This window comes from Oligoflexus sp. (assembly GCF_035638955.1).
GTDB lineage: Bacteria > Bdellovibrionota_B > Oligoflexia > Oligoflexales > Oligoflexaceae > Oligoflexus.
Genome location: NZ_DASQYZ010000020.1, coordinates 1 through 12,809, shown reverse-complemented (window position 1 = coordinate 12,809; position 12,809 = coordinate 1). Strand labels below are relative to the sequence as shown.

The following is a 12,809-nucleotide window of genomic DNA, read 5'->3' as shown; positions in this document are numbered from 1 at the left end:
AGGTAATGATTCAGAATTACCAATGCTTTCAAGCTTCTTTGCCTTCGCCGATTCGGACATGATGAAACCTCATTTCCGCCACTTTTACTTCACTAAATTATCGGTAAAAGCTGTCTCGAACTTGCCTGGCACATAGGGATGCTCATGAGGGGGTCCTTAGGTGGATATACGCAAGCAGATGTCCATGAGTCTCTTCGAGAAGATCTTTTCGAATCAGAGATTGACACTCATCAATCGATTCATAAAAGCCACAAATTTCGGATTTTTGTATTCCTGCAAGTAAATTTGAACTATTTCAGCATCAATCCTTTTCCAGTTGATCTCGCTGTTCACATCAAAGGGAAATGCAACGCCATGCTGATGAAAATAAAAGGTATCCAGGAGTGCCTTTTCTGGAGCTGCTTTATTCACACCATTGAGACTTTCAAAGCCGAAAATAAGGTGTTCTGCGACTCCGAATTGTCGCAAGGTCCATTGACTGCTCTTGTGAATTCTTGTTTTTCCTAGCTTGACGGCATCAATCTGATTTCCAGGTTTCATACCGATAATTGAATTTTCGGATAAGACAGTGGTGAAGCTTATATAGGATTGAGGACATATCTTTTGATTCAATATCTCGATATCAAAATTTGGAGCGACATAAAATCCTTTAATGAACCTTTGGAGAACGCCTTCGTCTTCCAGTTCAGAAATTCGTCGATAGAGGGATGTCTTATGAGGGTCCGCAAATAAAGTGGCAAGTTCAGAGAACGAGAAGACTCCGCCCAAAGTCTGCTTATAATTTTCGATTAACTGACTGTCTTTTATAATATTTTTCATAATGACACAAAGTATACACTTTCGTGTACTTCATGTCGTTATGAAATCAAAAAGACCCATAGTACACAAATATATGCGTTTTACGTCGTTTTAGGTCGCCCCGCCCGCTTCCGCTCGTCCTCAGAATAAGGACAATTCCGACAACCGCTGCCGCAGCAGTAACCACGTTTCAAATGATAAGCCGCTGTGAAAACCAAATAGCCCGTGGCGGGATCGATTGTGTAATCGACCCCTTCCACGAGTGGTTTTTTTGGAGTATCAGACAAAATTAAAAACCAGCTCTAAGGCCAGGACCGCCGGTTTTATCGGTCGGCTGAGGCGGGATGGGACGGCATGGATCTTCAGGGTAATCACCGCTGAAGCAACCATAGCAGTAGTTGTTACAGTTACTGGTACCGAGAGCTTCGCGCAGACCCTTGGTGCTCAGAAACGCCAGCGTATCCGCTCCAATGAATTCCCGAATCTCTTCAATATTCCTTTGCGCCGCCAGCAGCTGACTGCGCTCCGGCGTATCCACCCCGAAATAACAGGAGTGCGTGATCGGCGGTGAACCGAGGCGCATGTGAATTTCCTTGGCTCCGGCCTTCCGGATCATCCGCAGAATCTTCACCGACGTCGTCCCGCGCACGAGGCTGTCATCGACCACAATCACGCGTTTATCACGGATCGAGGAACCCACCGGGTTCAGCTTCAACTTCACCCCGAAGTCGCGAATGGACTGCGAAGGCTCAATGAACGTCCGGCCCACATAGTGATTGCGCACCAGCCCAAGTTCCAGCGGCAGACGGGTCTCCGCCGCGTAACCCAGGGCCATGGGCACGCCCGAGTCGGGCACGGCTATGACGACATCCGCTTCCACATTCGATTCGCGAGCGAGGATGGCGCCCATTTTTTTGCGAAGATTATAGATCTCTTCACCAAAAATTTGCGAATCGGGTCGCGCGAAGTATATGGGTTCAAACGAACAGAAAGCCTTCCGCGGGCTTTGAATAGGAAAATAGGATTTGGCAAAACCATCCGGGAAAATCTCAACAATTTCACCCGGCGCGATCTCACGTTCAATATCGGCATCAATCAATTCCAAAGCACAGGTTTCACTGGCCACGACCACCGCCGCCCCACGACGTCCCAGGACCAAAGGTCGGAAACCATAAGGATCGCGCAAGGCAAACAGCCGATCCTTGGTCAGGAGCACCAGGGAGTAAGCGCCTTTGACCTTTTTCATCGCTTCCACGATGCGATCCAGCAGTTGATCCTTCTCACTGCGGGCGATCAAATGCATGAAAACTTCGGTATCGGACGTTGATTGAAAGATACTGCCCTTCGCTTCCAGCTCCAAACGCAGCTGATCCGCGTTAGTGAGATTGCCATTATGGGCAATCGCCACCGGACCCAGCTGCGTCTTGAACGAGAAGGGCTGAATATTTTGCACCATGCGACTGCCGCCGCTGGTGGAATAACGGTTGTGACCAATGCCGTTGCTGCCGTCGAGCTTCAGCAGGATGTCCTTGGTAAAAGCATCACCGACAAGACCAAAAGCCTTGTGGCCATGAAATTCACCGCCGGCGTCCATGGTGACGATCCCCGCTGCTTCCTGCCCGCGATGTTGCAGAGCATAAAGCCCCAAGTAAATCAGCTTCGCCGCCTCGGGGTCGCCCATAATGCCAACGACACCGCATTCTTCACGAAAGCCTGCCATAATCGTAATTTCCTCTGTTGCAATCGGCTCTTCAAATATCCAGAGACGCCTCTGAAGATACCTTCAGCTGCTGTCTTTCGATCACGTGACCATCAAACTTGATATTTTGACCTGGAGCGGCTTTTGCCAGCTCCACGAGTTCTGAATGTTGAAGAGTCCTGTTGAGAGCAGTCACATCCAAAGTGGAGGTGCTGGCCAGAATATAGGTCCCGCTCGTTTCACCAAACCATGTGGCCATCGATTCTGCGGGAGAGGTTTTCAACAATACATCCAAACCTAACTTTTCGGAAGCCAGAGTCATTTTTGCAAGAGTTGTCAAAACACCACCAGCACCCACGTCACGCGCGGCACTGAGTTTATTTTTATTCATCAGGCCCCGAATGAGCGCAGCAGCCTCTTTTTCCTGCTGCCAATTCACAGCTGGGATGCTTTCCGTCGTGCTCTCGAGCCCAAGAACTTTGGTGATCAAGGCACCACCGAAAACCGGGGCCATAGCCTTGGGTTTTAAAAGGTAGAGAGTGGCCGTGTCACGCAAGACAGCAGGCAGACCCTTGCGCACGTCCGCATGATTGCCGACCATGCCGATCATTGGCGTCGGCGCAATGCTCACCCCATCTGTTTGATTGTAAAGGCTGACGTTACCGCTCACGACCGGTGTATCCAGCTCGCGGCAGGCCAGCCCAATCCCGTCGATCCCAGCCACGATTTGGCCCATGATTTCCGGATCTTCAGGGTTGCCGTAATTCAAGCAGTCGGTCACAGCCAAAGGTTCAGCGCCAGTCGCGGCAATCGAGCGATAGCATTTCAGAACCGCGTGCGCGGCACCGAGCTCAGGATCCTGCGCACAGTAGCGTTCGTTACATGCTGCCGCCACGGCCAGGCCGAGGTGCGTTTCCTTCGGGTCAGCCCACTCCGAACGAATCCAGAGCAGACCAGCGCCCTGTTCTTCGGGCCCTAAAATGGTTTTGGTACCAATGTGATGATCATACTGCCGATAGATGCGTTCCTTATCGCCGTCTTCTTCGATCATCTTCGTCAGCACTTCGGCGGCTTTCATACCAGCCAGTTTTTGGCGAAGTTGGGAATCCGTGCTGTAACTGCGCTTGGGGACGTTGAACGGTCTTTCGTAGCGCGGTGCACTGTCAGCCAGCGGAGCCACCGGAACGTCGACTTCGAGGATATTGTTTTTCACGATCTGCATGCGGCCGGTGTCAGTCACCACACCGATCACAGCGAAGGCGAGTTCCCATTTTTTCAAGCATTCCTGCAAGGCCGGCCACTGCGAGGGTTCCACGCACATCAGCATGCGCTCCTGCGATTCCGACAGCAGGAGTTCATAGGCGGTCATGTTTTTCGCGCGGGTCGGCACATAATCGAGATTCATGTAAAGACCATTGCCCGCTCGATCGGCCATCTCAAAAGATGAAGACGTAAGGCCAGCGGCTCCCATATCCTGAAGACCCACCACCAGGCCTTTTTCCAGGACTTCAAGGGTGGCTTCTAGAACCAGCTTTTCCGCAAAAGGATCACCGACCTGAACCGTTGAACGTTCACCAGAAGCCTGGCTGGAGAAACTATCCGAAGCCATCGAAGCGCCATGGATACCGTCGCGTCCGGTCGCCGAACCCACATACACCACAAGGTTATGCTGACCCGAAGCAAAGCCTTTAAAAATACGGTCTTCGTGGATCAAACCCACGGTCATGGCGTTGACCAGGATGTTGCCGTTGTAGGTCTTGTCAAAGGAGACGGAACCGGCAACCGTGGGAATGCCCACACAGTTTCCGTAATCCCCAATGCCTTTGACGACGTTGGCAAAGAGATAATGGGTCTTAGGGTGTTTGCGCTCACCAAAACGGAGCGAGTTAAGATTGGCCACGGGACGGGCGCCCATGCAGAAGACATCCCGCAAAATCCCGCCCACACCGGTGGCTGCGCCCTGGTAGGGTTCGATGTAACTCGGATGGTTATGACTTTCCATTTTGAAAGCCGCACATAGTTTTTCGGACAGGCGCACCACCCCAGCGTTTTCACCGGGCCCGACCACCACGTTTTTCCCTTCGATCGGGAGCTTGCGCAGATGGACCTTCGAGGATTTATAGGAGCAGTGTTCGCTCCACATCGCCGAGAACACGCCGAGTTCCGCCAGAGTTGGCGCCCGGCCTACGATCCCGCGCAGGGTCTTATATTCAGAGTCATTGATTTTGTGTTTTTTCAGCAGCGGTTTGAACGCCTCACCCTCTTCCGCGATCAGGTTGGCGCGAGGATTTTTCGAGAGTTGAGCGAGCTGCTGGAGGAGTTCTTTTTGCATAACGTTTTGGCTCCTAAGGGAACAAAAAAAGGCCCTGACCGGGCCTTGTTTTTCATATCTCGTCTACAAGACGGTCGCCAGGAAGGCTTCCAGGATGGGTTGCCCATCGTTGCTGCCGAGCAGCACGTCCGAGGCCCGCTCGGGATGCGGCATCATGCCCAGAATGCGACCGTTCTCACTCACGATACCCGCGATGTTCGCCACGGCGCCGTTCGGCGAGGTGGAGTCATTCACCTGACCCTGCTCATCCGCATATTGGAAAAGGATCTGACCCTTATCCTGCAAGGATTTCAGTTGGTCAGCTGGCACAAAGTAGCGACCTTCGCCATGGGCGATGGGCACCTTGTAGAGTTGACCTTGCAAACGCTGATGATAGCCGCTGTTTCCAGCAGCCACCTTCAGATAGGCATACTGGCAAATAAAAGTCTGGCTGGCGTTCTTGAGAAGAATGCCAGGCAGGAGTTGAGATTCTGTCAGGACCTGGAAACCATTACAGATTCCAATGATCGGTCCGCCCTTGGTTGCAAAGGTCTTCACCGCACTCATGATCGGACTGCAACTGGCCAGAGCACCGCCGCGCAGATAATCGCCATAGCTAAACCCGCCTGGAAGGATCACGCCATCCAAAGAAGGAAGCTCGTGCGCTTCGTGCCACACAAGCTGAATGTCGATATCGAAGAGACGTTTGAAGGCATCGACGCAGTCTGCGTCGCAGTTGGAGCCAGGAAATTGGATGAGACCGATGCGAGGTTGTCCGAGCTTACTCACACGAGTCATGGCTTAGAGTTTCCTGCACTTGAAGGTTTCAGACACTGGGTTGGCAAGGTGCTCAGCGGCAAGCTTTTGCACCAGTTCCAGACTGCTGGCTTCGTCGCCGTCCAGGTCCAGCAAAAAACGCTTGGAAACTTTAACAGCTTTCAGCTGCGTGGCTCCAAGACGTGCAAGTGTTTGTTGAATCGCACGGCCCTGGGTGTCCAGGACCTCCTCCTTCAGCTCCACCACAACTTCGTAGATCATTCTTTCCCTACCGCTTTTTCATGGGTTAGGCTGGCCTTGAGATAATCCCGGTTCATTTGCGCGATGAACTTTACGCTGATCGATTTTGGACAGGCGGCTTCGCATTCAAAGTAGTTTGTACAGTTACCAAAGCCTTCAGCATCCATCCGATTGACCATGTTCAAAACACGTTGCATACGTTCGGGTTGGCCTTGAGGCAAATTTGCCAAATGTGAAACTTTCGCGGCGACAAATAACATTGCTGAAGCATTCTTGCAAGCAGCAACACAGGCCCCGCATTGGATACATTCCGCCGCGTCCATCGCCAGATCGGCCTTCTCTTTCGGTACCGGAATGGCATTGGCATCAGGAACGCCGCCCGTATTCACCGAGACGAAACCTCCGGCCGCCTGGATGCGATCGAACGCGGTTCGGTCCACGACCAGGTCCTTAAAGACCGGAAATCCTTTGGCTCTCCAGGGTTCGATATAGACCTTGTCGCCGTTTTTAAACTTCCTCATATGCAATTGACAGACGGTCGTGCCCTTTTGACCGCCATGGGCCTTGCCGTTGACGACCATCGAGCACGACCCGCAAATACCTTCGCGACAATCGTGATCAAACGCGATCGGATCTTCACCTTTGCCGATCAGATCCTCGTTGACCTGATCCATCATTTCCAGAAAGGAACTGTCAGGCGAGACGTTTTTCGCCTGATATTGCACCATTTTACCGGAATCCTGCGGGTTTTTTTGCCGCCAAACATGAAGTTCGAGATCCATTATTTGTAGCTCCTCGTCGCAAGTTTGATGTTTTCATAAGCCAGGGGTTCAGTGTGCCGAACAGGCTGGACTCCGCGCCCTTTGTATTCCCAGACCGCCACATGCGCGAACTGATCATCATCGCGCCGGGCTTCTCCATCTTCGGTCTGATACTCCTCGCGGAAGTGGCCACCACAGGACTCTTCACGACTCAGGGCGTCCATACACATCAGCTCGGCATGCTCGATGAAATCAGCCACTCGGCCGGCTTTTTCCAGTTCCTGGTTGAGCTCCTCGCCGGTGCCTGGAACCCGCAGGTTTTTCCAGAATTCATCCCGAATCTGCGGAATTTTCTTCAGCGCTTCCTGCAGGCCGGCCTTGTTACGAGCCATACCGCACTTATCCCACATCAAAAGACCGAGTTCCTTATGGAAGGAATCCACCGAGCGCTTGCCATTGATCGCCAGGAACTTTTTCTGAAGCTCATGCACTTCGCTCAGAACCTGTTTGGCTTCGGCACTTTCGGCGCTGACTTTGTCAAACTTGGTCGTCGCAAAATAATCACCAATCGTCGCTGGCAGGACGAAGTAACCATCCGCCAGGCCTTGCATCAGAGCGCTGGCGCCCAATCGGTTGGCACCGTGATCGGAGAAGTTTGCTTCCCCGAGCACATAGAGCCCTGGAATCGTACTCATCAAATTGTAGTCCACCCACAGGCCGCCCATCGTATAGTGGACCGCAGGATAGATCCGCATCGGAATCTTGTAAGGATCTTCGGCCGTGATTTTTTCGTACATGGCGAAGAGGTTGCCGTAACGCTCGCGAATCACGTTTTCGCTGTCGCGCTTGATGGCATCACGGAAATCCAAATAAACGCCTTTACCACCAGGGCCAACGCCATTACCGGCATCGCAGACTTCCTTCACACTGCGGGATGAGATATCGCGCGGCGCGAGGTTGCCGAAGCTTGGATATTTGCGTTCCAGAACATAATCGCGCTCGTCTTCTGGAATTTGATCCGGTGGACGCGTATCGCCCTTTTTCTTGGGCGCCCAGACTCGTCCGTCGTTACGCAAGGATTCCGACATCAGCGTGAGTTTGGACTGATGATCACCGGAAACCGGAATACAGGTCGGGTGAATCTGGGTGTAGCACGGATTACCGAAACCAGCGCCGCGTTTCCAAGCCCGGTGCGTGGCGGTCACGTTACAGCCTTTGGCATTGGTCGACAGATAGAAGACGTTGCCATAACCACCGGTGCACAGCGCAACGGCCTCGCCCATGATCGACGAGATTTTTCCACTCACAAGGTCTCTGACCACGATACCGCGGGCGCGGCCGCCGACCTGGATAAGGTCCAACATTTCCGTGCGGGTGTACATCTTCACGCGACCCAGTCCGATCTGTCTTTCCAAAGCCGAATAGGCTCCGAGCAGAAGCTGTTGACCGGTTTGACCGCGAGCATAAAAGGTTCGGGACACCTGCGCGCCACCGAAGGAGCGGTTGTCGAGTAGACCGCCGTACTCACGCGCGAAGGGCACGCCCTGCGCCACACACTGGTCAATGATGTTCACGCTGACTTCCGCCAGGCGATAGACGTTGGCTTCACGCGCTCGGAAGTCACCACCTTTGATGGTGTCATAGAAAAGGCGGTGCACGGAGTCACCGTCGTTTTTATAGTTTTTCGCCGCGTTGATCCCGCCCTGCGCCGCAATACTGTGCGCGCGACGTGGACTGTCGTGAAAGCTGAAGCAGGAAACCTGATAACCCATTTCCGCAAGGGTCGCGGCCGCCGAGGCTCCCGCCAAGCCGGAACCGACTACGATCACATGATATTTACGGCGGTTGGCAGGGTTGACCAACTTCATTTCAAAGCGGTGACTGCTCCATTTTTCCGCAAGAGGACCGCTTGGAATTTTGGCATCCAATTTCATCTTATGTGCTCCTCGAATTCTCGTTTACCGAATGATTCCTGTAAGAACGGCCAATGGGATGGTGGCTCCTGCCAGACAAACTGCCCAGCCAATGAGCGGCATCACCTTGCGGAAGAACGGGTTGTATTTGCTGTGATTGATACCAAGCGTCTGAAACATACTCGAAAGACCATGACTCAAATGGAAACCGAGCACAAGCATGGCAGCGACGTAGGTGATGGAGATAAAAGGTTGATTAAAGCCAGCCACAACCATGGTGTAAACATCGTCGCGCCCCTGATTATCGATATAGGGACCCGCGTAGTTCGCAATACGGAATGTATAATGGGCAAGATGATAAATTAGGAAGAGAAGGACAATCGTTCCCGTTCGCGCCATGGTGCGCGACGCATAGGAAGCTTTCAACGTATCTTCAAAAGCATAGGCTCGCGGTCGCGCTGCTTTGTTTTGAATCGCCAGCCTGTAGGCGGTATACACATGCAGACCAAAAAACACCAGAAGTCCACCCCGGGCGATCCAAAGCAACCCGTAGGGCAGGTTATGCAGACCTGCTGCATAGCTATTCATTGCATCCTGACCGAAGTACAGGAGCAGGTTGCCCCCTACGTGACCAATTATGAAGGCGAACAGGCCTGCGCCCGTCACAGCCACCACATACTTGGCACCTAGTGAGGACTTCATGAGACGAACGATCCAACTCATAGATCTCTCCACGGGAAATTCTGACAATAGCAGAGCCACAAAAAACAGCTCTGTCCAGGCAAGCTATGAACTTAACCCGGACTTTCTTATAACAATAGCAAGTCTTTTTCCATGAAAAAGGCCGGAATTGCAGCAGCGCGCGCCCTTGGAGTTGGCAGTCAGACCCGCGCTGCTGATTGGCTTTACGAGGGAGATTCGCTGACAGGGCCGACCCGCACTACAATCTGCTCCTGGGAGTTGAGCAGACGCCTTGCGACATTTTGCACTGCAGTCCGATCAACTTCATGCAAGCGATTGGCATAGGTTTCAAAATCGTCATAGCCGCGGCCGTAGAGTTCCATCAAGGCCATCGACATGGCCTGGGAATCGCCACGCTGCATATCCGATTCATGTCCGCCAATGAGGTAGTTGCGAGACCGATCGATCTCGTCCTGCCCCACTCCGTTTTGGCAAATATCATCCCACACGTTGCGTATACCGGTTTCGGCATCCTTGAGCTTATGCGGAGTGCATGCCATATAGGCTCCAAAGATACCGCGGTGGCAACCGTAGGAATGCAAAGGCGAGACAGAATAGGCTAGGCTCTGTTCGTCGCGCAGCTTGACAAAGAAGCGACCGCCACTGCCGCCCAGCACATTACTCAGCACATCGAGGGCATAGCGATCCTTGTCATTCCAATTGAGCCCCAGGGTTCCCATCACCAGATGCACCTGCTCACGATCCTTGCGCAGATTGCTCACCTGGGCTTTGAGCTCCGCCGGCAGCTGCTGCACCAGATCCTGGGGACGATCGACCGATTTATGCAAAGGCTGGAGCAAGCGCTCGATCATACGGGCCATGGGCTCGAACGGCAGGCGTCCGACCCCACTGATAATCCAGTGCGAACGATCGCGAATCGCATTGAATTCCTCGAGCAGCGCATCGCAGTTGAAACTCTTGACCGTTTCTTCGGATCCCCAGACGGGCTTCGCATAAGGGTGTTTGCCATAGACCGCCTGCTGGAAGCGGCGCATGGCCAGCGCGGAAGGAGAATCCTTTTCCGCCTGAATGTTGTCGAAAACTTCCATCTGCGAGGTCTGCAGCTGCATATCGGGAAAGCGCGGATCCAGGATGGCTTCGGCCCAAAGCGGCAGAAGATCCTCGACCTGCTCGGACAGGCACTGGAATTTTACGCCTATCGTATCCTTGCCGGAAAATCCGCCCAGCACAGCGCCCTGACCTTCGAGGCGACGCAGCATATCCGCATAATTATGCGTGGCCGTGGCCGATCCCAAAAGATCGGCGAGAATATGATACATCCCTGCTTGAGCCGGCGTTTCGCAACGCAGACCACCGGAGCAGACCGCCGTGAGATTCATCAGATCGTTATGGTTTTGCTGCTTATAGATAAAGGTCACCTGGGGAGTGAGCTTCACCACATGAATAGGGTTTTCCTCTTTTTTTGCACCAGCGCCCGCCGCCGAGGCCGGAGCCTTGAAACCCGAAAGGAAGGCTTTGCGGACATCCTCGGCTCCAAGTTTACTGTCCTTGGGCAAAATGCACGCCATCACACAGGCGTCCTCACGCAACCAGCGGTGAACGGCCTGCTCCACTTCATAGGTGTTGAGGCGGTTAATCTGCGCTTCCACCACATAATCATGCAAAAGATCATGTGGGGTTTGCAGGGCGTTGCCGAGCGAACGGGCCTGGCCCGATACGGTTTCTTCGGAATAAATGCGATCGGCCTTGGCGTTGGCGCGGGCTCGTTCCAATTCTTCGCGGGTCACCGGCTCTTCGTATTTCAAACGGGCCAGCTCGGTGCCGAGGGCGGTCACGCATTCCAAATAGCTATCAGCATGCGGCATCGCGCTTAGTTCAAAGACGCCACCAAAACTGGGTGCGTAAACCGAAGCTCCCACCACACTGGTGAGCTGCTGTTCATCACGGACGCGACGGTGCAGGCGCGATGATTCACCGCTGCCGAGCGCAAAGGCCGCGAGGTCCAGAGGTAAAAGATCCTCGTGCAGAAGGTCAGGGGCAGGGAAAGCGATTTCTATCCGCGGCTGTTCAAAGTCGCCTTTGACGACATGAACCTGCGGGCTTTTGATAGCAGGCAGTTTGAGCTTGAGCGTCCGATCCTTGGCCTTGCCCGTGGCCGAACCGAAGGCTTTCTGGATATCGCCCATCAAGGCATCGGCTTTCACCGCACCCACAGCTACAACTTTCATATTGTCCGGCTGGTACCATTTCTTCATGAAAGCGAAAATGGTTTCACGGGAATAATTCTTGATGGTTTTTTCATAACCGATAATGGGCTTGGAAGCGGGCGTGCCTTCATAGATGGAACTGAAGACCTTGCGGCCGAGCATATAACCCGGGCTGTCCTCATTGCGCTTCAATTCCTCGAGGATGACTTCCTTCTCACGCCCCAGCTCGTCCGGGTCAAAGCTGCTATTGAAGATGGAATCAGCAAGAATATCAATGGCTTCTGCCGCATGAACAGCCGGCAGCGTCAGGTAAAAGACGGTGTGCTCGAAGCTGGTATAGGCGTTCATTTCGCCACCCAAAAACTCCACCCGACGGGAGATTTCCCCGACGGCAAAGCGTTTGGTACCTTTGAAAAGCATATGCTCAATGCAGTGACTGATGCCCTCTTCACCTTCCTCTTCATGCAGGGATCCCACACCGATCCAGCACTGCAGGGCAAACATTTTAGAAAATTGGTTCTCCTGGATCACGACATCTATGCCATTCTCCAAACGCTTGCGCAGCATGTCAGGCCTCACTTCTGTATTAGATTTTCATCGACACGGACAGGTGCAAGGAACTTTGCCAATCCTTGGCTTCAGGATCTTGTTTGCTGGTGGCGTAACTGAATGAAAAATTCTTTTGATAAATGCCAATCCCGGCACCGGTCACCTCGCGCGATTCTCCGCGTATGGTCCGACCATAGCCCGCGAAAAGTCGCAGCATATCAAAGGTCCTGATCTGAACACCGCCGAGGGCCATGCGTTCAGGACTATCATCCACTTCCGATTGGGCCAGGGCGAGCCCATCGACAATCGGATTGTTCCATTCCAGATTCACCGCGCGATCCCGCTGCCTCACCTCACCATGAATGGTAACGGTTTGCGTCTTATCTTCCCAGGCCAGACCGAGTCTTGCGGTTTTTGGCGCCACATCCGCCACGCGGCGGTTGTTGAAGTTCTCGATCGACAAACCGAGCCGCATCTGGTTACCCAGCATGGCCACCACACCGGCACCTAGGGAAATTCCCTTATACACCTCGGGGTTGGCCGGATCGGTTCTATCCTCAGCTTCCACATAATGGCCCGAGAAACCTATTGCGAAATAATCAGTGGGAATGGCAATGGCCACGGAACCCCGTTTCAAAACGGGGGAGTCACCAACGATGTCGGAACGATTGCGGTCTTTCATGTTTTCAGAAAAACCGGTGTATTCGAAACCGGCGACGGCGCGGGATGTCACGCCATCGATCACGGAAACCTTATAAAAGGGGCGGCCCGCGGCGGGCCAGAAGTAACCAGCCCCGACGTCATAGCCACGATGTAAATAAAGCATGGCTGGATTCAAACGGATCGCCGCCT

General features: G+C 53.3%; 11 protein-coding genes. All 11 read right to left on the bottom strand.

Going from position 1 to position 12,809, the window contains the following annotated elements:
• Nucleotides 1–213: 213 nt before the first annotated feature.
• A complete protein-coding gene (locus VE954_RS02705; RefSeq protein WP_324949401.1) occupies nt 214–819 on the bottom strand; it encodes a hypothetical protein in 606 nt (201 codons plus the stop codon).
• Between the two features lie 80 nt (nt 820–899).
• A complete protein-coding gene (locus tag VE954_RS43685) occupies nt 900–1,085 on the bottom strand; it encodes a DUF5522 domain-containing protein (RefSeq protein ID WP_414698961.1) in 186 nt (61 codons plus the stop codon).
• 2 nt (nt 1,086–1,087) lie between these two features.
• The gene (purF, locus tag VE954_RS02700; RefSeq protein ID WP_324949398.1) at nt 1,088–2,518 is read right to left on the bottom strand and encodes an amidophosphoribosyltransferase; all 1,431 of its coding nucleotides are present in this window, start codon (nt 2,516–2,518) and stop codon (nt 1,088–1,090) included.
• A 31-nt stretch (nt 2,519–2,549) separates the two neighbouring features.
• Nucleotides 2,550–4,829 (bottom strand): phosphoribosylformylglycinamidine synthase subunit PurL, encoded by a 2,280-nt coding sequence (purL, locus tag VE954_RS02695; protein ID WP_324949395.1) that lies wholly within the window; start codon nt 4,827–4,829, stop codon nt 2,550–2,552.
• A 63-nt stretch (nt 4,830–4,892) separates the two neighbouring features.
• Entirely contained in the window at nt 4,893–5,606 is a 714-nt protein-coding gene (purQ, locus tag VE954_RS02690; RefSeq protein ID WP_324949393.1) for a phosphoribosylformylglycinamidine synthase subunit PurQ, read from the bottom strand.
• Between the two features lie 3 nt (nt 5,607–5,609).
• Nucleotides 5,610–5,846: a phosphoribosylformylglycinamidine synthase subunit PurS gene (gene purS / locus VE954_RS02685; RefSeq protein WP_324949391.1), complete on the bottom strand. Its 237-nt coding sequence runs from the start codon at nt 5,844–5,846 to the stop codon at nt 5,610–5,612.
• Nucleotides 5,843–6,607 (bottom strand): succinate dehydrogenase/fumarate reductase iron-sulfur subunit, encoded by a 765-nt coding sequence (locus VE954_RS02680; protein WP_324949389.1) that lies wholly within the window; start codon nt 6,605–6,607, stop codon nt 5,843–5,845. The genes purS and VE954_RS02680 overlap by 4 nt, the downstream gene beginning before the upstream one ends.
• A complete protein-coding gene (locus tag VE954_RS02675) occupies nt 6,607–8,520 on the bottom strand; it encodes a fumarate reductase/succinate dehydrogenase flavoprotein subunit (RefSeq protein ID WP_324949387.1) in 1,914 nt (637 codons plus the stop codon). The genes VE954_RS02680 and VE954_RS02675 overlap by 1 nt, the downstream gene beginning before the upstream one ends.
• Nucleotides 8,521–8,544: 24 nt before the next feature.
• Nucleotides 8,545–9,222, bottom strand: a complete 678-nt coding sequence (locus VE954_RS02670) for a succinate dehydrogenase cytochrome b subunit (RefSeq protein WP_324949385.1) — start codon at nt 9,220–9,222, stop codon at nt 8,545–8,547.
• Between the two features lie 182 nt (nt 9,223–9,404).
• Nucleotides 9,405–11,975 (bottom strand): pitrilysin family protein, encoded by a 2,571-nt coding sequence (locus tag VE954_RS02665; protein WP_324949383.1) that lies wholly within the window; start codon nt 11,973–11,975, stop codon nt 9,405–9,407.
• 19 nt (nt 11,976–11,994) lie between these two features.
• On the bottom strand, nt 11,995–12,809 hold an 815-nt coding region (locus tag VE954_RS02660), incomplete at its 5' end, for a hypothetical protein (protein ID WP_324949381.1).

What these genes read in the sequence shown, in the direction of transcription:
- VE954_RS02665 (WP_324949383.1), bottom strand. Translation starts at nt 11,975, where the DNA reads ATGCTGCGCAAGCGTTTGGAGAATGGCATAGATGTCGTGATCCAGGAG.
- purS (WP_324949391.1), bottom strand. Translation starts at nt 5,846, where the DNA reads ATGATCTACGAAGTTGTGGTGGAGCTGAAGGAGGAGGTCCTGGACACC.
- purF (WP_324949398.1), bottom strand. Translation starts at nt 2,518, where the DNA reads ATGGCAGGCTTTCGTGAAGAATGCGGTGTCGTTGGCATTATGGGCGAC.
- VE954_RS02680 (WP_324949389.1), bottom strand. Translation starts at nt 6,607, where the DNA reads ATGGATCTCGAACTTCATGTTTGGCGGCAAAAAAACCCGCAGGATTCC.
- VE954_RS02675 (WP_324949387.1), bottom strand. Translation starts at nt 8,520, where the DNA reads ATGAAATTGGATGCCAAAATTCCAAGCGGTCCTCTTGCGGAAAAATGG.
- VE954_RS02705 (WP_324949401.1), bottom strand. Translation starts at nt 819, where the DNA reads ATGAAAAATATTATAAAAGACAGTCAGTTAATCGAAAATTATAAGCAG.
- VE954_RS02670 (WP_324949385.1), bottom strand. Translation starts at nt 9,222, where the DNA reads ATGAGTTGGATCGTTCGTCTCATGAAGTCCTCACTAGGTGCCAAGTAT.
- purQ (WP_324949393.1), bottom strand. Translation starts at nt 5,606, where the DNA reads ATGACTCGTGTGAGTAAGCTCGGACAACCTCGCATCGGTCTCATCCAA.
- purL (WP_324949395.1), bottom strand. Translation starts at nt 4,829, where the DNA reads ATGCAAAAAGAACTCCTCCAGCAGCTCGCTCAACTCTCGAAAAATCCT.